We start from the raw sequence: 22,974 nt of genomic DNA, 5'->3' as shown, positions 1-22,974 counted from the left end.
AAAGATCATCCTGACGAAAAGCAATTCGCTGAGCTCCATAAGCGTCTTTGGAGCTGGGGGGGCGTTCCACTGCTGTATCGGGTTGGACCTGGAGTGATCCAGCTGTTCAGGTGCGCGCATGCGCCGGACTTCTTGGGGCCGAACGATGTCCCCGTTTGCAATCCTATCCGAACGCTCCAGTTGGGTGCCGATATCACCGCGGCGGAAATCTGGTGGGATGCGAAACGGATTCGCAACGGCGCCATCTGGGACGATCCTGACGCTTGCGAGTTAATGCTCTCGGCCACAAAGTCAGCACATCGCAAGCTAGTGGCTGGAGTACGGGTGCTGGCTGGTCAGCTCACAGATAGCCATCTCCTCGATGCACAGCTGCGCCGCCGGCTGCTTATCCTTACCTTGTTGATCGCATATTTGGAGGAACGGTCGGTCTTGCTTCCCGATGATTTCGGGAAAGTGCTTCCTGGCGCGGAGCATTTCTTTCAGGTGCTGGCTGACGCTCCAGCCTTAATAAAGCTCTTGGAGATGCTGGAGGCGCGGTTTAACGGACATGTCTTCCGACTGCAGGACGAGGAGCGCGTTGCGCTGCAGAGAAGCGTGGACTTATCTCGTTATGCGAAGCTTGTGCAAGGATACGAGGATGAGAACGGGCAAGGCAATTTTTGGCGGCTCTATTCGTTTCGAGACCTACCCGTCGAGCTTATAAGCAATATCTATCAGCTCTTCGTCAAAGACGCCGCGAGTTCTATATACACCCCGCCAGCACTCGTTCGGCTTATGCTTGAAGAGGCACTCAGCTGGGATAGGTTGGATGAGCTCATGGCGAGCGACGGCGTGTTGCTCGATCCGGCATGTGGCTCGGGTGTTTTTCTCGTTGAAGCATTTAAGAGGCTTGTCCTTCATTGGCGATCGCGCCACGGCTGGAGAAAGCCAGACGTCGGTACACTCCGACAATTGTTGCTTCGTATACACGGTATCGATTTAGAAGATGGCGCGGTCGAGCTCGCTGCGTTCAGCCTATGCCTGAGCTTATGCGACGCGCTTGACCCCGAGGAGATCCGAGCAAGCATCAAGCTTTTTCCGCAATTGAACGGTGTCTCATTGCATGGAAGCTGTTTCTTCGAGGCCCGAGAGAAAGGTCTCCTCACAGACCACGTAGCCGTAATTGTTGGCAACCCTCCGTTTGAGTCTTCTCTAACCACTGACGGTGCGAAGCGCGCGTACAAGCGTTACAGTGAACAATACGGCGCTCTAGCTGACAATCAACTTGCCTACCTTTTCCTGCATGAGGCGATGGTTTCTTTGCGGCCCGGCGGCATCTTGGCGATGATTGAGCCAGCAGGATTTCTTTACAATCAAAACGTTTCTTCGTTCCGAAAACGCTTTTTCGCGAATTGGCGTGTACGAGAAATTCTGGATTTCGTTTCGGTTCGAGGACTGTTCAAAAAAGGCGAGGCGGATCCGAAAATCGTTGTGGTTTTAGCTGAAGCGCAAGAGGCGACCCCTGACGGCAAGCTGCTACATGCTGTGTTTCGCCGTAACGGCAGAGCCACCGCTGAACAGGGCTTTGATATTGATTACTACGATCTTCATTGGCTGAGGAATGCGGACATCGGTGCATCTGGCGATGTCTGGCGCGCAAATCTGCTAGGCGGAAGTCGCGTGAGAGTCTTGATTGAACGGTTGCGAAAGTTCCCCACGCTGCGCGACTATGCAGTTGAACGTGGATGGGACTTCGGTGAAGGTTACATTGCTGGTCTGAAAGGGATCTCGAGGCCGGCTGATCACCTGGTGGGAAAACCCCTCCTGCCGACGGAGGCCCTCTCGGAGGACGGTATTGACACTGAGGCAATCGTCACTGTTCCCGATCGGCCAATCAAGGATACCAAAACCGCGCGAAGATTTACGCCGCCTTATCTCTTGATCAAAGAAAACGAAGACCTTCATCACGGGCTTTGGGAAGGTCATTACCTCGCGTACAAGCATCGTATCGTCGGCATAGCTTCTGGCCGAAACGACTTGTCCCAACTGAGGGCGATCGAGTCGTGGCTACAGAAAGAGCGTGTCGTGTTGAAAGCTTACGTTGCAGGCGTGAGTGCAAGCTTGTTCGTCCAGCGAGCCACGGCGATTTTGAGCGCGGATATACTGTCTCTCCCCTATCCCGCTGATCACGACCTTGATCTAAGCGAAAATGAGCGGATCATTGCCGAGGATATCGTTGAGTTTCAGCGCGATTTCATTCGTCGCGGGACAGACGCCGCCCTGATGCGCAGGGCTCCGGAGCAGGCCCTTGTTTCGTTCGATAAGATTTTGGCAGGGCAAGTAAATGCCGTCTATCGGCGCAATCCACTGCGGTCGTTGCATAGCTATCACTGGGCTGGAGCTATCTGCAAAGCCTATGCTTTCGGCGATGGTGCCGTCGATTGGTCGGGCGCGGAAGAGCTTCATCTGAAGCTGGATGAGTTATTGCATGAGCGCCGGCAGTCCGGGCTTACGATTGCGAGGGTGATGAGGCTCTATGATCGCAACTTCGTCTTCCTTTTGAAGCCGGACCGTCACCGGTTTTGGACACGTTCTGTAGCGTTGCGCGACGCTGACGATATGCTCGCCGATTTAAGGGCTCAAGGTTTCTGATATGCTGGCCGAAAACGGGGAGTATTCAAGCCAAGCCGGCGCTCTTAATGCCGGCGTTCAGGTTACCGGCGAGTGGCTTTCGTCCCTTCTTGAGTTCATCGCTGCCGCATTACCCGCCTGGCGAGATGATCCTGCGCGGGAAACCGTTCATGGTGAGACCCGATTGACGGCACAACTGTGCGCAAGACTGAACAGCCTGACCCGTCATTCTCCAGGCTGGGATATTCTTCAGTTCCGCCGTGAAGAGCCAGACGACACTGATGCGAGACGCGCGGTTGATCTGGTCGCCGCGCCGCGAGGCCAGATCATCTGGTTAGCGGGGCGTGAGTACAACGAATATCAGACGCTCCTTCCAATTGAGTGCAAGCGGCTGCCAACTCCACCAGGCGTCGATCGTGATGAGCGCGAGTACCTGATCAGCCAGTACACTTCCACTGGCGGAGTCCAACGCTTCAAGGCGGGTCACCACGGCGCAGCTCACTCACGGGCGGCAATGATAGGCTACATTCAAGAAGGCGATGTCCATCACTGGGTTCGGCAAATAGATGCTTGGATTGATGCCATCGTCGCTGAGCCGACGGTCGGATGGTCCGCAGACGATAAACTCGCGTTGATCCAGAGTTATGATCCTGAACGTGTGTCTGCATTGCAGTCGAAGCATGTTCGTCGATCAGGCCTTCAGCCGATTAGGATTGACCACCTCTGGATAGAAATGTGATCCGACGTCTCGCGCCGCGTTGCAGCCGTTTGCAACCCGTCGCCACCAGATCTCTGGTTCGGACGCGAACGTTTCCAATATCTACCGGCGGGATAGAGTTAGCAACCTTTGGAACCGAATATCCGACTCAAGACGCGGGCTCTTCGAAGCGATATGCTTTAGGGCTTTATCGAGTCCATTCGGGATAATTGCGCCATCCTCAGCACCAACCGTTTTATCCAGTACTGATAGCAAAGCGCTCGCATCTCTTGCGGAATCTACACCCGTGATTGTTCGCTCATCAGCACTGCGGTCAAGTATCCCGTAATCCCAGAGCGACCAACACTGAAATGGTGTAAGATACGGCAGGATGAGTTCGGTGGCCTCAGCGTAGTTGTCGCCGGCTGCCGCCGGGAAATCGGCGAAAGCGTCCGACAATGTCGGAGATGAGAGCGTCAATTCCTTTGGCCAAACTTCCTGAAAGAGCTTCTTGACTATCCCAAACTTTTCACCGGGATCCTTTGGCTCTGCCTTGTCGTCTTTGAGATAATTTTTCATCGCATCGAGCGCACGGGTTCGTACCGGATCTCCCCCGATACGCAGCATCTGCTGCGTCAGGTGAGAGGGAATTGTCAGCTTCTGGCCGTCGCGCATATCAATGATCGTCGAAAACACCACCCGCTGGCTGAGCGAGCCCCGAGCTTCGTCCAGCAATTCGTCTCCTGCCGCCGCGGCGATCATGTGCGGTCCCAACTCTTCCAGGACGCTTTTCGGAGGCAGGAAGCGACTATGGACGAAACCATGCCAGAGTTCGATACTCGCACCAGCGGCCGAGATCAGAGGCTCAAGGAGGTTCACTCGTGACCAAACTTCGTCGGCCGCCCAGTAGTAATTGAAGCTGCTGAGCAACTGATATTGTGCCTGTAGCTTCGCTTCGCCTTCCGTCTGTTCGATGCCGGCCAACGCGTCGCGCCATGGTGAGTCAGATAGCGGTTTCGTGTCTTTCTTGAAGCTCGGGCACGCTTGCATAAAAGCAGAAACGAGATTGCCGACAGCGCTAGAGTAGCTGCGGTCTCGCAGGGGAACATTCCTTTCGGCGTTTTGGTTCGTCTTTTTAACTGCGATGGGCCAAAGAGCCAACCAAGCCCGGATGAGATCGTCCTCGCCACTCAATAGCCGGTCCCAGATCGACATCCAGGACGTGAGTCCCTGGAGCGCGTTTTCGATCGTCGCCTCGTCTAGACGGGCAATCTCGATACAGGCTTTGAGGGCCACGGGGATCAGCTCTTTATCTTCAGGGCTTGCCGTGTCGATCGTAACATTCAGATCGGAGGGCCTGAAACCATAGCCGAAGGCCTGCCACACCTTTTCACGAGCCAACGACTTCGGCGCTTTGGCAAGAAGATCAAGAATCAGATCAGGATTCCGTCCAATGAAGTCTGAAGCGGCGCGGCTTTTGCCTTCCCATCCTTCGTCACTCAGATGACGCGCAAGTTCGTCAATAAGTTTTGCAGAAGGAACATCTCCAAAGGTTGGATCGCCGCTTCGATCGTCGATTAGTGTTCTAACGCCAGGATTGAAGCCGTCGGTGACGGAGGCCACGTCACCTTCTCGGGGGTGCTGAAGAAGAGTCTTCGCTAGCCATGCTTCAGTCGGTATCGAAAGATGACCACCCCCAGCCTTAATTCGCTGCAATTCGGTGACGCTCCTGCGCGCAACCGCTCTTTGGGCGTTGTCTTTTCCCATTCTCTTTTTCAGTCTTGCAATCGGTTCGCCATTGACGAGCCGCCGCTCGATTGGCGCAACCACATCATCGGGAAGCGAAGACCATCGGACTGCACGGAGTTCCGCAAACTCGGGAAACGCATCCGTCCACCAGAACTCGGTATCGTCCAAGGAAGCCAGGAATCGACCGACCTCGGTGGCGCTGACGAGGGCTTCATCTCGGGCAGCAGCTGCCCAAAGCCGCTTGTACAATTTCCAGCGATCGGCATCCCAGACTGTCATTACCCGCAGTGCAGCTGGACGATCAATCTCGCCCAAGCGTTCGAAAACCGCGTAAAGCAGCTTTGTGGTCGGTGCAAAGCCTTTGCCGTAGCGGTCCGGTTCTCCTCCTCCTTCAGCAAACTGACCCGCGGGCACGAAATAGACGCGATGAACGAGCCAGACCGTCGAGTCCGCATCGCTAGCAATCATCCCGATCCGCCGCGCTTGGTTAAGCCCAGTGAGCAGAACAGCGTTTAGCGCGGTCGCCAGCTCGAAGAGAAAGTCGCGGTCGTTGATCTCCGCCAAACCAATCTCTTCGGGGGTAAGCCGCTCCCCGCCATCAATCGAAACCCAGAAGATATCTCCTACGGTTTTGGGATGCTTTGCGCGCTTGCGGCCGAACGCTTCGTATTTTTGGCCGCTCTGGACTTTTATCCGCGGCCGAACAGCTTCGGCAATGAGCTTGATTATTTGAGATGGAGAGGCGCCTGATTTCAGTTCTCGTTTAAGAAGCAGCCGATCATATGCACCGTCAGTCGTTGAATCGTCCCAATACTCGAGTAGGTAAACCCAAGCCTGCCTGTATGGTTCTGCAACATCTGCGACGCGGAACTCGAGAAGGTCCTTGAGGGCAGCGCGTTCCGCCAGCTGATCGTACCGCAACGCGAGCGCCCATTCGAGGAATTCGCGGTCTTCGAGACGTTCCATCGCAAACACGCGCGTGTTCTGCGCGATGATTGCATCGTTATCCGACAATCGCGGTGCTCTCACCTAACGTCTCCTCGGCGCATCGCGAACCACCTGGTTCATCGTCGTGAGCCATTTCGGTGATGCCTTGCAGGAGGCAAGGAGCCGCGCGAGTTCTGCTTGTTCGCTTGGGTTGCACCGGCTGATATAGTATCGAAGGAAGGATTGGGCTGCGACCCCGTCTGGCCCATCAGGATCCAGCTTGGCGACGGTTTTCAGATAGGTTTGCACGCGCGCCGTGTTGCGCTTGTCCGGGATGATCTCCGACCACCGTGACAATACCTCAGTCAACGCCTTATGTTTATTGGCTCGATCGTAGGGTATCGGCGTAATACCGCGCGACTGCCATTCGATCGCCGTGCGGTCATCTCCCGGTGCGCAACCGACGAACGCGTAACGAGGCTTGAGGTCATTGAAGTGCCTCTCGTCGGCGGCAATAGCGTTCAGTAGGTAGCGCACGGGGGAGTCATTGGCGCTGTAGCCGACTAGAACTAGGTGAAAGATGCGGGCTGCGTCGTAGAGAAAGGATGTGACGATATGGCGCCTGAGATATGCGTCGCCAAAGTCCTGGTCCGTGAGTATCAGCGCCGAGCCCCTTTGCGATTTGAGCGGCAGCATTCCGTGGATGTGCAGAATTCCTGCAAATTCAGTGTTTCGGCTGGGATTTGGAATCTCACCGAGGGCAAAGGCGGAATCCGAATATCTTTCGCGTCTAGCGGCTATGCTAAGAAGACGATCGAAGTTGGTCGTCACTAGCAGCGTCTGGCCGAAGCGTTGACCAAGACGCACGAGGGCCGAGTGCAGGGGGTTAGGCTCGACCGTCCGGTCTAGCACCGTCTGCGCTGCCCGCCGAAGCGTACTGGCTTTGCTCGGGTCGCCATCAATGCGACGCTCCAGCATGCCAAGAACAACATCATATTCGTGTTGCGCAAAAAACTTTAGCTCCGTGCGCTGTTGGTGGGTTAGAAGATCCGGCACGGTGTCCCAGCTAGGGCCGCCCTTCTTCTGCACGGCCGCGAGTGGTCTGCTCATCGCGGGATCTACTTCCGCGTAGATGTCTGCGACCAAACCGCCGAAATCCGGAAGTGAGGAGGGGGCCGGGTAAGAGGCTCCGGCGCCGACAATGAACAACACTTCGCCATGATCTCTCGCCGTGAGCAAATCCATGGGCAGGGGCGGAAGGTCTTTGCCGAGAACAATGGAGGTGGTCACGTGCGGCTTTCGTGTGAGAGGGGATGTGGTTGCACCTTAGACGCGAGCAGCGCTGTCCGCAACGCAGTGGATGGTATTCCTCTCGTTGAACCCAAATCGCTTTGATCCGCTCGTGGACAAGCGGGAGCAAGATTTTTCAATAGTTTGGTAGTGCTGAACAGCGGGTCGCTGGTTCTGATTCCTTCAAGAGCATTGCAACCAAGTCCGCTGCCACTTCCCTTATTCAGCTTCTTTGAAGCGCACGTCCCAAGGCGTCGGGTTTGGGAAGATCTCCGCCAGAAAGGCAACGAACGCCTTGACGTTTGGATTGCTGCGCCGGCTTTCGGGCCAGTAGGCACTGATATGGCTGCGGTCGACGGAAAACTCTTTCAGGATCGGCACGAGCCTGCCGTTTTCCAAAAACGGCGCCGCAATATATGTAGGAGAAATGCCGATCCCGCCACCGGCGGCAACCACAGATGCAACAGCATCACTGTTGTCCAGGATGGTGACCGCATTCGGAATGATCTCAAGAACCTTGTCGCCGATCTTGAAGGGCCAACGCAGGGTCTGGCCGCTGCTTTGATAGCGGAAGTTCACGCAGTCGTGGTCGATGAGGTCCTCTGGCTTTTGCGGTACGCCGCGAGCGGCAAGGTAAGCGGGTGAAGCGAACGCGCAGATTCTATTCGGCGCCAACTTCTTGGCGACTAGGCGGGAGTCTGCCGGTTCTCCGACGCGGATCGCAACATCAATCCCTTCTTCGACCAGATCGGTGAACCGGTCTCCAAGACGAAGGTCGACGATAACCTTGGGATATCTTTGCCTGAACGCGGGCAGCGCCGGCGCGATCAAATGGACTCCGATCGGGAGCGGGGCAGTCACCTTCATAAAACCCGAAGGTTCGGCGCGCGCGGCCACAGCAGCCTGTTCGATGTCCTCGGCTTCCCGCAATAAGCGCAATGCCCGCTCATGCAGATCCCGCCCCTCCGGTGTCAACGTGAGGGATCGGGTCGTTCGTGTGAACAGGCTTATGCCGAACTGCTGCTCAAGCCTCTGAACGCTCTTGCTGACCGCCGACGGCGAAATTGCCAATGATCGCGCCGCTGCCGCAAAGCTGCCAAGCGAAGCTGTCCGCGCAAACGCGATAACACCGGTTAGTCTGTCGAATTGAATTCGTTCCACTATGGAAGGAGTAAAGCGAATTCGAGCCTGATTATCAAGATCGATTACCCGGTCTACCTTGTTTCCATCGCGCCAGAAAAGGCGCCAAATGGAGATCGAGATGTCTGATATGACTGAATTCAACCACTCAAATACCCTCAAAGGTAAACGCGTCCTCATCGTCGGCGGCACATCAGGCATCGGCCTTGCGGCGGCCATCGAAGCAAAAGGTGCAGGCGCACGCGTCACGGTGCTCGGCTCCGACCATGAGCGCTCTCGAACTGTTGCCGCGGAGCATGACTTCGAAGGCTGGCGTGCAGCCGACGTCACCAGCCCTGAAGCAATTCAGATGGCGCTCTCAGATATCGGCCACGTCGACCACCTGGTTCTTTTGGCCGGGACCTTCGTCGCCGGCAAGGTGCTGGAGGCCGACGTGACCTACCTGCGTAGAGCCTTCGAAGAGCGCATCTGGGCAGCCATCCACATCTTGCGGACACTTGGCGACAACCTGTCTGCGGATGCCTCCATCACCTTCATCTCTGGGGCACTGGCTGATCGACCGAACGCCTATGGCACGGCTGTCCTAGCTGCCGCTTCCGCCGCAATGGAGGCTTTTGCCCGCGGGCTTGCGGTGGAACTCGCACCACGCCGGGTCAACACGCTATCGCCAGGCCCAATCGACACGCCGATCCTGTCCAAGACGCTGGGAGATGGCCGCGCCGCCTATCTCGAATCCCTCGCGCAGAAGCTGCCCCTACACCGGGTCGGCACTGCTGAAGAAGCAGGTGCTGCCGTCGTCTTCCTGATGGCCAATGGCTGGATGAACGGCGCTGTGCTCAACATCGATGGCGGCTCGCGTCTCGTTTGAGCCTCGAATTGAAAGATCACATCCATGCCCAGTCTGTTCGACCCTATCGAGCTCGGCGCCATCAAAGCGCCCAACCGTATCCTGATGGCGCCCATGACGCGGGCCCGCGGCACAAGGGACCACCTGCCGACGCCCGTCATGGCCGACTACTACGCGCAACGCGCATCCGCCGGCCTCATCATCAGCGAGGCGATCGGTATCAATCAGCTCGGCCTTGGCTGGCCAAATGCGACAGGCCTATGGTCACGCGAGCAGATCTTAGGATGGCGAAACGTCACCGATGCAGTTCACCAGCGTGGCGGCCGCATTATAGCGCAGCTCTGGCAGATGGGCCGAGTCGTTCATCCTGACTTCTTAGGCGGCCGCCAACCGGTGTCGGCATCCGCGACAGTCGCGCCAAATTATGCCCATACCTATGAGGGCAAGAAACCTTACGAGCTCGCCCGACCGCTATCGGTGGATGAGATCGCTGGCGTCGTGCAAGATTTCCGGCAGGCAGCTCTCAATGCGATAGACGCCGGATTCGATGGCATTCAGCTTCACGCTTCTAACGGCTACCTCATCGACCAGTTCCTGCGAGATAGCGCCAATCTCAGGGATGATCGATACGGCGGAACGATCGAGAACCGTGTCCGGTTTCTAAAGGAAGCAACACAGGCTGTCGCCGACGCAATCGGCGCCGGTCGAGTGGGCGTGCGCCTCTCCCCGAATGGCGAAACACAAGGGGTACGGGATAGCGACCCGCTCCCGCTCTTCACGAAGGCCCTTGAGACCCTCTCCGAAATTGGCATCGCCCATGTCGAATTGAGGGAACCGCCAGTCGATGGGACATTCGGCGTCGGAGAGATCGATCCACTGGCGCGGTATCTGCGGCCGGCATTCAAGGGGCCGTTGATCCTGAACTCGGATTTTGACGCGACCCGTGCCCAAGCAGAGCTTGATGCCGGAATAGGTGACGCGGTGGCCTTTGGCCGACCGTTTATTGCAAACCCGGATTTTCCAAGACGCGTCGCTAAAGGTTTGCCGCTAGCACAGGATGACCCCCAAACATGGTTTACACAAGGAACGGAAGGCTATCTCGACTACACCAATTGAGCCGGTGATGTTTCTGCGGCGGCGACGTGCATTGAGGGATCGAACAGCTCTTGCGTTGGTATGGCATTTCAGCCTGCGGGGTAAGGGCGGGCTCTTGTAGTGGAATCGTGATGTGACCGAGGACGCGCTGCTGTCGCTGACGGAATCGGGCTCCAGCTACTGAAGCAGACCATCGGCGTCGAACTCTTGCCAACCAGGCAAACCGCTGGCCTCGGCATCAGACAGGCTCTCGGCCGTCTTTGGCTTCTTCACCGCCTTCTTGAGCGAACGGGTAATCTTCGCCCGGTAGGCGGCCTGCCTTCTATTCTCCGCTCTCGCGGCGATATCCTCTTCACGCCATTCATCGACGACGGCCCGGTCAAGCAGATCCTCCACAACACGGGGATCGAACACATGGAAGGTGATCTGCCTTGCGCGGCCGCTCAGTCGAACAGTGCGTGTTCCGGCGCTCGGAAGGCGGCCGTCCTTCAGCCAGCGATGCCGCTCGCTTGCGGAGATACCAAGTATGTCCTGGATTTCGCGCGGAATGACCAGCAGGTTTTCGATCCCCTCCAGCGCCCGGGTGACGGCTGCTGACGTCGAGGCGAACTCGTGCTCGCTGTCTTCCGCCATCCCAAGAACGAGAGACATGCCGCTTACTTCGAGAGATTTCCGAACGGCCACGGGCAGACGGGCCCGGACTTCCAGAAGAATACCTTTGGCGCGGACAAAGGAGCCGAAAGTGGCGGCGGGCGACAGTGTCCAGGTCTCCACGAGCGCGGGAGCGATGATGATCTTCTGTTTCGGCATCCAGCGTAGATGGGTTTGGCGTTGCTCGGGATCAACAAGGAAAACGCGGTAGTTCCGACAGGCGTTTTCGCAGCATCAACACCAGGGAACTTCGAAGAAGGCATATCAAGGTTGTCATCTTGAGATCGCCGCCGGCGTAACTATCTCGAGTCAAATCCTCGACCTGGAGCATCGAGATGGAAGAAGACACCCTACGCCTCTTCGAAGACGCCGAGATTGAGATTCTGCCGCCGCCGGAGACCCTTTCGGCTGATCCGGCGATTCCCTCATGCGCCTGTTGCGGAGGGCCCGCATCGACCGAGGAAGACTGTTACGGGATCTGCGAGGAATGTCTGTCGCCGTGATTTTCACGCGCCGGGCGTCATCGCCCGAAGTTGGCGATCGTTGATCGCTCTCCTGAAATTAGGGCGGCCACTAAGCTGATTTCATTGCGAAAAGACCTATCTCACGCTATACGTTGAGCACTGGGACGAACGTTTGCGACGTCGCAACGATTTAGAGTGGGCGCCGATGCAGAACGAAACGGGGGAAATTTTCTCGGGGCAAGACGAAATTTCTCGAATGCTTGAGCGGGGAGACTGGGACCAGTCCATGCTTGGCCCGCCTTCGGTTTGGCCTCCGTGCCTGAGATCCGCTGTCGACATCATGCTGCCTTCCATGGCGCAGATCGTTTTGTTCTGGGGGCCGGACTTCGTCGCCCTCTACAACGCACCCTATGCACCGTCGATCGGACAACGGCACCCGAAGGCTTTCGGTCGCCCCGCACGAGAAAACTGGAGCGAGCTATGGGACGATCTCGAACCGCTCCTGCGTCAAGTCCTGGACAAAGGCGAGACGGTCGCCGCCAAGGACCGCCCATTTTATATCGAGCGGCACGGCTACCCGGAAACTGTCTATTTTGATATTTCTTATTCCCCGATCCGCGATGAAAACGGGACGGTTTGCGGCGTCTTCTGCATTGTCAACGAGACCACAGATCGCGTCCGCGCCGATCGGGCGCTGCAGGCAAGCGAAGAACGGCTGCGGGCGGTAATATCGCAGTCGGCGGCCGGGATTGGCCAAGGGAGCCTCAATGGCGAGATCCTGCACGTCAACAAGCGGTTTTGCGAGATTGTCGGCTACGAGGAACAGGAGCTGCTCGGCAAGAACATCCGCGACATCACCTATGCCGACGATATGCCCGAGCAAACCCGATTGTACCAGCGGCTTGCACAGACCGGCGAGAGCTTCGATCTCGAAAAGCGATATGTCCGAAAAGATGGCAGTCTCGTCTGGGTGAACAATACCGTCTCGCCGCTTCGAGACGATAGCGGCAGGATTCGCCAGGTTGCGGTCGTCTCGATCGATATCAGCGAACGCAAAAAAGGGCAGGAGGTCGAGCGCCAGCTGGCGTCCATCATCGCATCTTCCAATGATGCCATCCTGGGCATCGATCTCGATATGACTATCACGTCCTGGAACGCCTCGGCGGAGAGGCTCTACGGTTACAAGGCGGACGAGATCATCGGTCAGTCTGTACTGATCCTTGTGCCTGCTGATCGGATCGACGAGGAGCCGACGCTGTTGAGGCGCGTCAGGGCCGGATCGACGGTGGAGCCTTACGAAACCAGGCGCCGTCACAAGGATGGCCATCTCGTCGATGTTCTCCTCAGCGTGTCGCCAATCTACGACAGCGCCGGCAGGATTATCGGCGCATCCAAGATCGCTCACGATATTTCTGCGAAAAAGGAAGCGGATCGGCTTCAGGCGGTGCTGATCGGCGAGTTGCACCACCGGGTGAAGAATGTCTTTGCCACGGTCATGGCGATTGCCCGTCAGACCCTGGCAAAAGATGCTGAGGCCAGCGGTGCGGTGACCGCTTTCGAGGCTCGCCTTTCGGCCATGGCGCATGCCCACGACCTTCTTGCCGAGGGGCATTGGCAGAGTGCCGATCTCAAGGCTGTGGTAGAGCAGGCTATCGCTCCATATCCTTCAGAGCGGTTTGATGTTTCTGGCGCTCGGGTCTTGCTGCCGCAAAAAGTCGTTGCGTCACTCTCGCTTGCTCTCCATGAACTCGGCACAAATGCTGCCAAATACGGTGCACTCTCCAATGCGACAGGCAGAATTGCCATCAGCTGGAGCTACGCTGAAGAAACCGGAGATCTTCGCCTCGTTTGGAGGGAGATGGACGGACCGGAGGTTCTCCCTCCGACCCGCAAGGGCTTCGGGTCCCGCCTCGTCGAACGCTTGTTGGCCGCGGAGCTGAACGGCAAATCGACAATCGCCTATGATCCGTCCGGTGTGATTTGCGAGATCGAGGCGACGATAACGTCTTTGCCCTGACAAAAACCGGAACCAATTCCCCAGCCGCGGCATTTGTTGCGGACTTTACGATCAGGACCGCCATGCAAGAAAAGGATCAATATCGGACCGATGCCCGCAACGCCGGCGACCGTCTCGTCGCCGGGCATGTAAGCGAGGATCCTTTTGCGGCCGCGTTCAAGGCGACCCGGATGCCAATGATCGTCACCGATCCGAACCAGTCCGACAATCCGATCATCTTCTGCAACGAAGCCTTCCGAAGGCTCACGGGCTACAGAGATGACGAGATAATCGGGCGCAATTGCCGTTTTCTGCAGGGTCCAGAGACTGACAAAGCAACGATCGCGAGGATCCGGGAGGGCATCGCGGCCGGCCACGATGTTGCTGTCGATATTCTTAATTACCGAAAAGACGGCACTACGTTTTGGAATGCGGTATTCATCAGCCCCGTCCGGGACGAGGCAGGGACAATCATCTATTTCTTTGCGTCCCAGCTGGATTTCACAACTGTCAAAAGCCGGGAAGCAGACCTGGCGGCTGCGCGCCATGAGGCGGAGGCGGAGGTGGCAAAAAACACCGCCACCCTCAAGGCGGCACTGGAGGCGCGCACGCTGCTCGTCCACGAGGTGGACCATCGGGTGAAAAACAACCTGCTGACGATGGCTTCCATCGTAAAAATGCAGGCACGCATCACCACCGATTATCGGCAAAGGCAGACACTCATGTCGGTCCTCAACCGAATAGAGGCCCTCAGCACAGTTCAGCGAAAGCTGTTCACGCTCGACGACGTGTCGAAGTTCGATATCTCAGAGTTCACAAAGGAATTGGTGACAGATCTTGTCGATGCCACTGGCCGCAACGACATCCGTCTGTCTTTGGATCTTTCGCCGCTGCTCGTGCCCGCTGTCAAAGCCACGCCTTTGTCGCTGATCGTCAATGAGTTGGTCGGCGATGCAGTTCGACGGGGCCTCATGGACGGCGGCGGCGACATCCACGTGCTGGTCAAACGCCTCAACGGTCATTTTCTGATCCGTGTCGAGGACACGTCCGAACCAGTTGAGCCTGATATTGAAAGCACCGAGCTGGGACGCATGTTGATCGAGGCGTCTGCTTTGCAGCTCGGCGCCGAAATCGAACGTAAACAGGATAGACGAAAGACAGTTGTCGATGTGGTGCTGCTTGTCGGCGACCATCAGGAGAATACACATTGAAAGTTATGATCGTCGAAGACGAAATGCTGCTCGCCATGGAGCTTGAAAGCGAGGTGGAGATGGCGGGCCATCAGGTTACAGGCCTCGCCATGAGCAGCATCCAGGCGCGCGAGCAGATCAACGCGTCGAAGCCTGATTTCGCATTCGTCGATATCCATCTCATGGATGGCCCGACCGGGATCGACGTGGGTCGGGAACTGGCAGCTGCGGGCATTCCGTATGTCTTCGTGAGCGGCAATATCAAGAAGATCCCGGAAGGGTTTGCCGGCGCACTCGGTGCAATCGAAAAGCCCTACACGATGAACGGAATGAAAAATGCCCTGACTTACATTTCCGCACTCGTCGGAGGCGACGAGAGTGGGTCGCCGCCCGCAAGTCTGGTTTTGGCAGAAGACGCGAATGCAGGGAAGCGGTTTGGCTAAGACCTAAGGAGGAGCGTCGGCCAACACGGAGCAAAAATGGGAGGAATTGATGAGTGACAACCAAAACATTTTGAAAGAGGTCAAACCTAGGCTGCACGCGTTGATCGATGAGCTCGTCGCTAGAGGTGCCGAGAGATCCGCGGTGATCTACATGATCGAGAAGGAATCTGCCCAGCTTCGTGATAGGATGGACGAGATCCCAGATCATCAGATCGACGAGCCCTCAAACGATTGGCCGTTGGCGACCAAAGCCTAGTAAGTCTTGCTTGCCTCGAGGTAGTGATAGCAGCCGGCATCATATTGGGCGGTTGCGATTTGCAGAGTTGCTAGCATCGGCATCCTTGGCTTGACGGTCTCGCTCAGCTTAGGACCTCATCGTGTTAGATCATTTCGCGTATCGCGTGAATCACACGTGACGGATCATAGGGCTTACTGAAAAAGCGGCCGACGATCGGAAGGGTATCATCGCTCATGTGGCGATGACCCGATGTCACGATGATCTTGACTGGTGGCCATCGATCTCTAACCGCGGCCGCAAGTTTCAAGCCATCCATGCTGCCAGGCATATCGATATCGGTGAACATCAGACGAACCTCCGGATGTGCGTCGAGCAGGCTGATAGCGTCGTCAGCGTTCGATGCTTCCAGCACCTGGAAACCTTCGTCCTCTAGAAATAGCGCAATATCCATCCGAACGAGAGCCTCGTCCTCCACCACAAGGACCGTCATACCGTTGCCGCCCATCCCCTACGCTCCCTCGTGATTTACAGGCAGATAAAATGGTCCAAGAGTGTGATAACGTCTCTTGTACGAATATGATCCGCCAGGTTCGGGAATGTCTTCAGTAAGGTGTTTAACCCTTCCGATAACGTATACTGTATCAAACAGCTTCTGCCGACTGCCGCACAAGTCTTGCTACCGGACCCGCGGCGTGGCATCGAAACCCATTGCCATCGAACGTGATCGTCGGCGCTGCCCCCAAGAGCGAGGCGAGAGCCGAGCGAACATATTTTGTGCCGTAGCCCTGCCGCGTCGGTTGAACGACTTTGGGGCCGCCCGATTCGATCCAGTTCATTGAAAATACTGGCGGATCTTCCTCCGAAACGGACCAGGCAATGTTGATCCTGCCGTTGCCCTGAGACAGTGCGCCGTACTTGATGGCATTCGTCGTCAGTTCGTGGAGGCAAAGGGCGATGGTTGTCGCAGCGATCCGTTCGACAAGGAGGTCCGGGCCGGCAATATTGATCCGAGTCAAGCTCTCACCGTTATAGGGCGCGACGGTTACCGCGATCACGGATAACAGTGAGATTTCGTCTCCGCCTGCTTCGAACACTGCGGTGTGGACGTCGGACAGAGCACGAAGCCGGCCTGTGAAATCTGCCGCAAACTCATCAACCGTAGACGCGCCGCGTCGCGTCATTTGAAAGATTGAGGTGACGCTGGCAAGAATGTTCTTAATGCGATGATTGAGCTCCAGCCGCAACTCGACTTCGCGCTCAATGGCATCGCGCACCTGCTTCTGGCGCAACCGGACGAGCAGATTGGTCTGAATGCTATTGGCCAGCTCTAGTCGCGCGATTGGCCGTGTATAGAATAGGAAGCGGGCGCTCGGCCAGGCGCTTTGAAGCTGAGTGCGGATTTGTGCAATGGGAGCCGCGCGCTCAAGCAGGACCACGATTGGCACTTCGGACCAATCAGGCTGGTCGGCGAGATGATGGCCGATCGTTGCGACGACGGGCGGGCTTAACGCCTCATGGGTGATCAGGATGACGCCGGGCGAAAGCGCCAGATTTTCAGCCAAATCCTCGCTAGCCTGGCCATGCCTGACTGCGACGTTCTGTTCCCTCAAGGACGCCGCGATGTAGTCGGCGTCCTTGCGAAACGGGGCAATTATGAGCACCCAATCCAGTTCACTCGGTGTTTCATTCATTTCGGGTCAGGAAGAGGGTTATAGGAAACAACGCTGACGCTGCCGCTCTCGATCAGCAGTTCCTGGATGTTGAGGTCATGTGGACCGTGGCGCTTTTTGACAACGGTGATGTTGCGGCGCAGCCGACCCTCATGCTCCATGATCCGCAGCAGGAGCACGGTGTCGCCCAGAAAGCTGACATCTACGTCGATGCCGACATTCTGACCGATCAGGCCGTGCTGAGCGACAATCAGCATCGTCAGCACGCCCGAACGAGCCAGGAATTTGAGAAGGGATTGAATGTCGCGGACCGCCTTTTCCCGATGCGGTAGCGAGTTCAGATAGCCGGTCAGGCTATCGATGACGACGACGCGGACTTTGTTTTGCGTCACCGCGTCCTGGACGATTTGACCAAATTCACCCGGTGAGATTTCGTTCGGATTGAAATCCCGCAGGATGAGCTTGCCATCCTTATGGAACTGCCGAAGCTGCATTCCCAGGCCTTCCGACCGGCGGAAGAACGTTTCCAGCCTCTCTTCGAACAAGAACAGCGCGACGCTCTCGCCGCGGTCGAGCGCTGCGGTCGCATAGAGTGACGACATAGTCGACTTGCCAGTGCCCGACTGTCCGATGACCAGCGTCGTGGTTCCGGCCTCCTGGCCGCCGCCAAACATGTCGTCGAGCGCTGCGACGCCCGATTTGATCAGTTGCGGCTTGGTGGCCTCAGATGCAGTATTGGGCATAATGCGAGGAAAAACGATGACCCCTTCACCTTCCCGTATCGCCATGTCGTGATAGCCATCGGCAACGGGGACACCGCGCATCTTGGATACTTCGACGCGACGCCGCACGGCGCCGTACTCCTCCAGCGACTTGTCGAAACGGATGACCCCATGGGCGAGCCCCTCTACTTCCTCGCCGCTGCGGTCATCGCCGGGCGTCTGGGTGTCAAGGAGAAGTGCAACGACGTTGCGCTTGGCAAGAAAGGACTTGAAACCGATCAGTTCGCGACGAAACCTAGGAGAGTCACCCGTGATCAGGCGGATTTCGAGGAGGGAGTCGTAAACAAGGCGCCGCGGCTTGTGTTCTTCGATAGCTGCCTCGATCGCCTTTCGCGTCTCGTCGAGCCTGAGGTCTGCGGTCAGAAATATGCTCTGGTCATCGGCTTCGCTGACCGAACCGGATGTCGACAGTTCCTCGACCCGGATGCCATCGAGTGTCCAGCCGTGTGAAACAGCAATGGCTTCAAGCTCTGCCGCCGTCTGCGACAGTGTCACGTAGATGCAACTCTCTCCCGCTTCCACCCCGGCGCGAAGGAACTGCAGCGCTGCTGTGGTCTTCCCGGAGCCCGGAGCGCCTTGCAGCATATAGAGATTGGATGCTGGCAGACCACCACGCAGAATTTCGTTCAATCCTGTGATGCCTGTGCTGACAACAGCTGGCGCTTTTCGTTTCGGCATAACTCATCTTTCAAAATGTTAGCGTGATCCGGGCCGGAGCGCGCGCATCATCGTCGTTGAAAGATGCCTTCTCGTTATATTTAGGTTTCTCGAAACATCAATGACAGGCTGGTTGTGGTGAAGCCGCAGACCTGCCTAAAGGGAGTGTTACAGCTTTACAGCAGGCTCGCTCTGATCGCGGCGGACGAACCTCGTCCTCGCGCTCATCGTTCTTGTCCAACGTCTTCAGCGCCTCAATGATGTCGTCATAGAAACATCCGCCACGAGATTGCTTTCTTACCTGCCGCGAATCCTCTCACATTCGCCAATTGGTGTGGAGCTTGTCCAGAGCTGCTACCAAAAGTTGTTGGACTGCAACATCCTCTCCGCTGACGACCGTTATGATGTCGCGCATCGAGCCGCGCATGCCGTGAAACTGGTCGACAAGATCCATGACAATATCAACTCCGGCTTCGTTGACGCCCATGCCGTGCGTCAGATCCAGGATCAGCCGGGCGCGAGCTAGATCTGCATCCCCGAAGCGGCGTTGGTGCTCGGCGATCTGCGGCGCAAGCCAACCTTCCCGGATCCACAGTTCGAGTTCGGTTACTTCGATTTTGAGGCGAAGACGGAATTCATGATCGTCCATGGTCAGCCCTCCATGCCCTTTCTCGGATTTTGTGTCGTTCCAGAAGCCCAGCGTTTGATGAAGCTGGTCAGCTCTTCGTCCGGACGGTCGGGCAGCACGACCTTCACAGTCACATAGACGTCGCCGGCACTGCCATTTCCGCGCGGCACACCCTTGCTCTTGATGCGCAACACCTTGCCGCTGCTAGAATTGGGTGGCAGCATCAGGTCGACCGGGCCGGAGGGCGTCGGCACGCGCACCTTGCCGCCAAGCAAGCCCTCGCTGAGCGTGACCGGAAGTTCGAGGCGGATATCGTCACCGATCCCGGCGAGGCGCCGACAAGGGGTACGCGTGTCGCGCTGCATCTCATGGAGGATGCGAAGAAATATACCAGCAAATGGACGGTCGAAAAGATCATTCGCGACCAGTCCGGACACGTGCCCGTTCCTATCCTTCTCATCGACAAGGACGGCGCGGAGCCGTCGCAGGTTTCCGATGGGGCGGCGCTATGGACCAGGCCGAAAAGCGAGATACCCAAACAGGAATACGATGATTTCTATCGTGGGGTTTCCGGCCAGTATGACGATCCCCTCGCTAATGTTCATTTCCGTGCCGAAGGTCGCCACGAATATACGACGCTTGCCTTCATACCCGGATCCCAGCCCTGTTCGATCCAGACCGCCAGGGGCGGATGAAGCTTTATGTGAAGCGCGTCTTCATCACCGATGAAGCCGAATTGCTGCCGCGTTACCTGCGGTTCGTGCGCGGCATCGTCAACACCTCGGATCTGCCGCTCAACATTTCCCGCGAAATGATCCAGGAAAGCCCGGTGCTGGCCGCCATCAAGAAAGGCGTGACCAGCCGGATCCTCACCGCGCTGGAGAAATTGGCCGAAGGCGAAGCCAAGACGTTTTCCAAATTCTGGGACCTGTTCGGAGCCATCCTCAAGGAAGGGATTTACGAAGACTTCGAGCGGCGCTCGCAATTACTGAAGCTGGCGCGTTTCCGCAGTACCGTGTCCGGTGAGACGACCCGCAATCTGGCCGATTACCTGGCCTCGATGAAGGAGGGGCAGTCGGCGATCTACTACATCAGTGGCTCCAGTCTGGACCAGCTGAAATCATCGCCGCAACTTGAGGGTTTCCGAGCCAAGGGCATCGAAGTCCTGCTGCTCACCGATGGCGTCGACAATTTCTGACCGAAAGTGCCGTCTGCCTGGTCGCCTCCGAACATGGGCCGGATCGACAGCTCGAGAAACTGCTGCAGGGGGCAGGGCGGCTACAGAGCGCTTCGAAGCCGATCCTGGAAATCAATGCGCAGAACGAACTTGTGAAGAGCATTGCTGCGATGGACGATCAGCCGTTTCGCGAAGATGCCGTATGGCTCCTGCTCGACGAAGCCCGCATTCTTGACGGGGACAAGCCTACCAATCCGCGCGCTTTCGCGGAAAGGCAGGCCAGACTGTTCGCGCTCGCGATTAGGCAGGGCAAATAGCATGTTTTGGCGAGGCGGCGTCCCGCGGCCTCGTCTTCATCAGATCGGCGCGAGCACGATCGCCAATCTTTCCGATCTACTCACGGAACGTGACCGCCTTTCCTGGGTGAAGAACCTCAAGTTGTCGCCGATCGCTATCCCTTTCATCTGGAACTTTTAACCGCTCACCGTGTTGAACGTTGTTGCGGCACGATAAGGTGCCCTTGGAGATGGTCATGACCAAATTCGCGCTGTACGTTCCGCTTGAAGCAAAGCCAGGCAAGGAACAGGAGGTTGTCGATTTTCTGCGATCGGCCGTACCGCTCGTCAATGCGGAGCCCGGCACGATTTCCTGGTATGCGATTCAGGAGGGTCCGAGGTCGTTTGCAATCTTTGACACGTTCAACGATGAGGACGGCAGGGACGCCCACTTGAACGGCCAGGTCGCTGCGGCACTGATGGCGCAGGCAGAGGACCTGTTCGTGAAGCCGCCACAGATACACAAATTAGCGATCCTCGCCGATAAACGGCAATAAGCGCCCTGCAATTCAGCACTTCGGCCGGAATGAACTTCAAGTGGCCGCGTCTGCCGTGACTGCAGTCACCTATGGAATGAAGTTTGCGACCGTCCAATTGGTCGGTTATCGGTCGGGCGCGAGAAGTCTCTTGAGATAAGGTGCTGTCCGGCTGTTTTCTACAAGGCCGACCTGCTCCGGCGTTCCGCTTGCGACGATCCGGCCGCCTTCATCGCCGGCGCCTGGCCCGATGTCGATGACCCAGTCGCTCGCTGCAGCAAGAGTCATGTCGTGATCGACGACAATCACGGTGTTGCCGGTGTCGACCAACGCATTGAGCTGTGCGATCAGCCGCTCGACATCCGACGGATGCAAGCCTGTCGTGGGCTCATCCAGCACATAGAGCGCGCCGCCCTTCTGGGCGCGCTGCAGCTCCGTCGCCAGCTTGATGCGCTGCGCTTCACCTCCAGAAAACTCGGTCGCGGGCTGACCGAGCCGCAGGTAACTCAATCCTACTTCCCGGAGGACCTTCAATGACGAGCGAACACTCGGGGCGTCATTGAAGAAGTCCCAGGCATCCGCGACGGTCAGCCCGAGAACCAGCGAGATGTTCTTGCCCCGGTACCGGATCTCCAAGGTCTGCGGGTTGTAGCGGGTGCCATGGCAAGTCGGGCAGGGGGCATAGACGCTTGGCAGGAAGAGCAGCTCGACCATGACAAAGCCTTCGCCTTCGCAGCGGGGGCAGCGGCCTTTGGCGACATTGAAGGAGAAACGCCCGGCGTCGTAGCGGCGCTTCTTTGCCTCTGGAGTGGCGGCAAACAGCGAGCGAACATGATCGAAGAGGCCGGTATAGGTCGCGAGGTTTGACCGGGGCGTCCGGCCGATCGGCTTCTGGTCAACCTCAATGAGGCGTCGGATGCTGTCCAACCCACCTTCAATCCTGCCCTGCGTCGGCAAGCCCGGCTCCGCCTCCAGAGCGGCGTCTTCCTCAGCATCGGTTTCCACACGAATCGGAGCGCCGAGCGCTTCGCCGACAAGCTCGACGAGCGCCTGGCTGACCAAGCTCGACTTGCCTGACCCGGAGATGCCAGTCACCGTCGTCATGACCCCGAGTGGGAAGGCGCAATTGACGTCATGGAGGTTGTTTCGAGTGATTCCGGAGAGGCGAAGCCATCCATCTGGTTCTCTGCAAGTTCGAGAGGGCTTCCCAGCTTCAGCGAACAGATGCCTGCCAGTCTCGGATCGCTGGACCGCCCGTAGGCCTTCCGGCGGACCGCTATACAGGATTTCACCGCCGAGCTCGCCGGCCGCCGGTCCTACGTCGACGATCCAGTCCGCGTGGCGGACGACGTCGAGCTCGTGCTCCACGACGAACAGAGAATTTCCGACCGCCTTAAGGCCGTCGAGCGCCCGCAACAGCGCTTCGGTATCGGCCGGGTGCAAGCCTGCGGATGGCTCATCCATGACATAGACGACGCCGAAGAGGTTTGAGACGACCTGTGTCGCCAGGCGAAGCCGCTGGAGTTCGCCCGGAGACAGGGTCGGCGTGCTCCGCTCAAGCGTGAGGTAGCCGAGGCCGAGATCAAGAAGAACGGCCATCCGTCGGCAGAGGTCTGCAGCGATCCGCTGGACGACCATCGCCTTTTCCGGATGCTCTTTGCTCATGGCCCTGAGCTTCCTGGCATCCGCGTGCGCAAAAGGCGCGAAGATGTCCGAGAACCGCGCCATCGGCAGCCTGCTTATCTCGGCATAGTCGAAGCCCTCGAACCTCACCGAGAGCGACTCCTTGCGCAGCCGCTTCCCCTCGCAGAGCGGACAGGCGCTGCTGATCATGTGTAAGCGTGTAGGCGATCCCACGTAGCGCGTTTGTTCGCGGAAGCTCATTTTCTGCATGAATCATGCGGAGAGTCAT

17 protein-coding genes and 3 pseudogenes are annotated in these 22,974 nt (G+C 57.5%); 10 read left to right on the top strand and 10 right to left on the bottom strand.

All coding sequences use genetic code 11. The features are described 5' to 3' along the window. Positions 1–93 precede the first annotated feature (93 nt). Complete coding sequence (locus AC1Q6Z_RS33775; protein ID WP_492650565.1) at positions 94–2,631, top strand: HsdM family class I SAM-dependent methyltransferase; 2,538 nt, start codon at positions 94–96, stop codon at positions 2,629–2,631. 1 nt (position 2,632) lies between these two features. Further along, complete coding sequence (locus AC1Q6Z_RS33770) at positions 2,633–3,349, top strand: hypothetical protein (protein WP_492650564.1); 717 nt, start codon at positions 2,633–2,635, stop codon at positions 3,347–3,349. A gap of 81 nt (positions 3,350–3,430) precedes the next feature. On the opposite strand, the gene AC1Q6Z_RS33765 is transcribed toward AC1Q6Z_RS33770, so the two are convergent. The 3 genes from AC1Q6Z_RS33765 to AC1Q6Z_RS33755 form a co-directional block, all read right to left on the bottom strand. Then, a complete protein-coding gene (locus AC1Q6Z_RS33765; protein ID WP_492650563.1) occupies positions 3,431–6,070 on the bottom strand; it encodes a hypothetical protein in 2,640 nt (879 codons plus the stop codon). A gap of 15 nt (positions 6,071–6,085) precedes the next feature. Beyond that, positions 6,086–7,273, bottom strand: coding sequence for an SIR2 family protein (locus tag AC1Q6Z_RS33760; RefSeq protein WP_492650562.1), 1,188 nt, complete (start codon positions 7,271–7,273; stop codon positions 6,086–6,088). A gap of 219 nt (positions 7,274–7,492) precedes the next feature. Continuing rightward, on the bottom strand, positions 7,493–8,434 hold the full coding sequence (locus AC1Q6Z_RS33755) for a LysR family transcriptional regulator (RefSeq protein WP_492650585.1): 942 nt from the start codon (positions 8,432–8,434) through the stop codon (positions 7,493–7,495). A 109-nt stretch (positions 8,435–8,543) separates the two neighbouring features. On the opposite strand from AC1Q6Z_RS33755, the gene AC1Q6Z_RS33750 reads away from it, so the two are divergent. Both AC1Q6Z_RS33750 and AC1Q6Z_RS33745 read left to right on the top strand, forming a co-directional pair. Next, entirely contained in the window at positions 8,544–9,281 is a 738-nt protein-coding gene (locus AC1Q6Z_RS33750; RefSeq protein WP_492650561.1) for an SDR family oxidoreductase, read from the top strand. A 24-nt stretch (positions 9,282–9,305) separates the two neighbouring features. Continuing rightward, entirely contained in the window at positions 9,306–10,376 is a 1,071-nt protein-coding gene (locus AC1Q6Z_RS33745; RefSeq protein ID WP_492650560.1) for an alkene reductase, read from the top strand. A 156-nt stretch (positions 10,377–10,532) separates the two neighbouring features. On the opposite strand, the gene AC1Q6Z_RS33740 is transcribed toward AC1Q6Z_RS33745, so the two are convergent. Then, on the bottom strand, positions 10,533–11,165 hold the full coding sequence (locus AC1Q6Z_RS33740) for a hypothetical protein (RefSeq protein WP_492650559.1): 633 nt from the start codon (positions 11,163–11,165) through the stop codon (positions 10,533–10,535). A gap of 510 nt (positions 11,166–11,675) precedes the next feature. On the opposite strand from AC1Q6Z_RS33740, the gene AC1Q6Z_RS33735 reads away from it, so the two are divergent. The 4 genes from AC1Q6Z_RS33735 to AC1Q6Z_RS33720 all read left to right on the top strand — a co-directional run bounded on the left by AC1Q6Z_RS33735 (position 11,676) and on the right by AC1Q6Z_RS33720 (position 15,355). After that, positions 11,676–13,487, top strand: a complete 1,812-nt coding sequence (locus tag AC1Q6Z_RS33735) for a PAS domain S-box protein (protein ID WP_492650558.1) — start codon at positions 11,676–11,678, stop codon at positions 13,485–13,487. A gap of 62 nt (positions 13,488–13,549) precedes the next feature. Then, positions 13,550–14,677, top strand: a complete 1,128-nt coding sequence (locus tag AC1Q6Z_RS33730) for a PAS domain-containing protein (RefSeq protein WP_492650557.1) — start codon at positions 13,550–13,552, stop codon at positions 14,675–14,677. Continuing rightward, positions 14,674–15,099: a response regulator gene (locus tag AC1Q6Z_RS33725; protein ID WP_132526485.1), complete on the top strand. Its 426-nt coding sequence runs from the start codon at positions 14,674–14,676 to the stop codon at positions 15,097–15,099. Before AC1Q6Z_RS33730 ends, AC1Q6Z_RS33725 begins: the two co-directional genes overlap by 4 nt. A gap of 49 nt (positions 15,100–15,148) precedes the next feature. Beyond that, positions 15,149–15,355, top strand: coding sequence for a hypothetical protein (locus tag AC1Q6Z_RS33720; protein WP_492650556.1), 207 nt, complete (start codon positions 15,149–15,151; stop codon positions 15,353–15,355). A 124-nt stretch (positions 15,356–15,479) separates the two neighbouring features. Here AC1Q6Z_RS33720 and AC1Q6Z_RS33715 read toward each other — a convergent pair whose 3' ends face one another. The 5 genes and pseudogenes from AC1Q6Z_RS33715 to AC1Q6Z_RS33695 all read right to left on the bottom strand — a co-directional run. Beyond that, a complete protein-coding gene (locus AC1Q6Z_RS33715; RefSeq protein WP_492650555.1) occupies positions 15,480–15,842 on the bottom strand; it encodes a response regulator in 363 nt (120 codons plus the stop codon). Positions 15,843–15,978: 136 nt separating this feature from the next. After that, positions 15,979–17,028: a sensor histidine kinase gene (locus AC1Q6Z_RS33710; RefSeq protein WP_492650554.1), complete on the bottom strand. Its 1,050-nt coding sequence runs from the start codon at positions 17,026–17,028 to the stop codon at positions 15,979–15,981. Continuing rightward, entirely contained in the window at positions 17,025–18,467 is a 1,443-nt protein-coding gene (locus tag AC1Q6Z_RS33705; protein ID WP_492650553.1) for a DUF7125 family protein, read from the bottom strand. The genes AC1Q6Z_RS33710 and AC1Q6Z_RS33705 overlap by 4 nt, the downstream gene beginning before the upstream one ends. A gap of 295 nt (positions 18,468–18,762) precedes the next feature. Next, positions 18,763–19,095 carry a chaperone modulator CbpM gene (locus AC1Q6Z_RS33700; RefSeq protein ID WP_492650552.1) on the bottom strand — a complete coding sequence of 111 codons (333 nt, stop codon included), beginning with the start codon at positions 19,093–19,095 and terminating at the stop codon, positions 18,763–18,765. A gap of 2 nt (positions 19,096–19,097) precedes the next feature. Beyond that, positions 19,098–19,397 (bottom strand): annotated as a pseudogene (locus tag AC1Q6Z_RS33695) (DnaJ C-terminal domain-containing protein); the annotation flags it as partial. Between AC1Q6Z_RS33695 and AC1Q6Z_RS33690 the strand changes: the two are divergent. Next, positions 19,395–20,568, top strand: a pseudogene (locus tag AC1Q6Z_RS33690) (molecular chaperone HtpG); the annotation flags it as partial. The pseudogenes AC1Q6Z_RS33695 and AC1Q6Z_RS33690 sit on opposite strands and share 3 nt — an antisense overlap. 215 nt (positions 20,569–20,783) lie before the next feature. Next, positions 20,784–21,083, top strand: a complete 300-nt coding sequence (locus AC1Q6Z_RS33685) for a putative quinol monooxygenase (protein ID WP_492650551.1) — start codon at positions 20,784–20,786, stop codon at positions 21,081–21,083. Positions 21,084–21,188: 105 nt separating this feature from the next. On the opposite strand, the pseudogene AC1Q6Z_RS33680 reads toward AC1Q6Z_RS33685, so the two are convergent. Next, a pseudogene (locus AC1Q6Z_RS33680) lies at positions 21,189–22,898 on the bottom strand (AAA family ATPase); the annotation flags it as partial. Positions 22,899–22,974 lie beyond the last annotated feature (76 nt).

This window comes from Shinella sp. GW835-FHT14H05 (genome assembly GCF_058793575.1).
The sequence above is the reverse complement of the archived record's forward strand: the minus strand, read 5'-3'. Positions and strand labels throughout refer to the sequence as shown.

What these genes read in the sequence shown, in the direction of transcription:
- AC1Q6Z_RS33770 (WP_492650564.1), top strand. Translation starts at nt 2,633, where the DNA reads ATGCTGGCCGAAAACGGGGAGTATTCAAGCCAAGCCGGCGCTCTTAAT.
- AC1Q6Z_RS33750 (WP_492650561.1), top strand. Translation starts at nt 8,544, where the DNA reads ATGACTGAATTCAACCACTCAAATACCCTCAAAGGTAAACGCGTCCTC.
- AC1Q6Z_RS33745 (WP_492650560.1), top strand. Translation starts at nt 9,306, where the DNA reads ATGCCCAGTCTGTTCGACCCTATCGAGCTCGGCGCCATCAAAGCGCCC.
- AC1Q6Z_RS33740 (WP_492650559.1), bottom strand. Translation starts at nt 11,165, where the DNA reads ATGCCGAAACAGAAGATCATCATCGCTCCCGCGCTCGTGGAGACCTGG.
- AC1Q6Z_RS33735 (WP_492650558.1), top strand. Translation starts at nt 11,676, where the DNA reads ATGCAGAACGAAACGGGGGAAATTTTCTCGGGGCAAGACGAAATTTCT.
- AC1Q6Z_RS33730 (WP_492650557.1), top strand. Translation starts at nt 13,550, where the DNA reads ATGCAAGAAAAGGATCAATATCGGACCGATGCCCGCAACGCCGGCGAC.
- AC1Q6Z_RS33720 (WP_492650556.1), top strand. Translation starts at nt 15,149, where the DNA reads ATGAGTGACAACCAAAACATTTTGAAAGAGGTCAAACCTAGGCTGCAC.
- AC1Q6Z_RS33715 (WP_492650555.1), bottom strand. Translation starts at nt 15,842, where the DNA reads ATGGGCGGCAACGGTATGACGGTCCTTGTGGTGGAGGACGAGGCTCTC.
- AC1Q6Z_RS33710 (WP_492650554.1), bottom strand. Translation starts at nt 17,028, where the DNA reads ATGAATGAAACACCGAGTGAACTGGATTGGGTGCTCATAATTGCCCCG.
- AC1Q6Z_RS33705 (WP_492650553.1), bottom strand. Translation starts at nt 18,467, where the DNA reads ATGCCGAAACGAAAAGCGCCAGCTGTTGTCAGCACAGGCATCACAGGA.
- AC1Q6Z_RS33700 (WP_492650552.1), bottom strand. Translation starts at nt 19,095, where the DNA reads ATGGACGATCATGAATTCCGTCTTCGCCTCAAAATCGAAGTAACCGAA.
- AC1Q6Z_RS33685 (WP_492650551.1), top strand. Translation starts at nt 20,784, where the DNA reads ATGACCAAATTCGCGCTGTACGTTCCGCTTGAAGCAAAGCCAGGCAAG.